Raw genomic sequence first — 262 nt, 5'->3', positions numbered from 1 at the left:
ACGGTGCTCAAGGCCTTCTTCCAGGGTGGCGGCAGGGTCATCGACACCTCGCCCAACTATGGCGGCGCCGACAGTATCCTTGGCCAATTACTGGAAGAAGGCGGTTGGCGCCGGCAGTGCTTCCTTGCCACCAAGATCGCCGCTGACAGCCTCGCCGATGCGCAAGCGCAGTGGGCCGGCAGCCTTCGCAGCCTGCGCACCGACAAGGTCGAACTGCTGCAGATCCACAACCTGCGCGATTGGCAGACCCAGCTGCCCTATG

Annotated in this window: 1 protein-coding gene; it reads left to right on the top strand. The window is 64.1% G+C overall.

Annotated elements, in window-relative coordinates; all coding sequences use genetic code 11:
* On the top strand, window positions 1–262 hold a 262-nt coding region (locus tag SB756_RS31410; RefSeq protein WP_410913412.1), incomplete at both ends, for an aldo/keto reductase.

This window comes from Pseudomonas sp. SIMBA_068 (assembly GCF_046534705.1).
In the GTDB taxonomy this organism is placed as follows: domain Bacteria; phylum Pseudomonadota; class Gammaproteobacteria; order Pseudomonadales; family Pseudomonadaceae; genus Aquipseudomonas; species Aquipseudomonas putida.
This window is presented reverse-complemented; position numbering and strand designations above follow the sequence as displayed.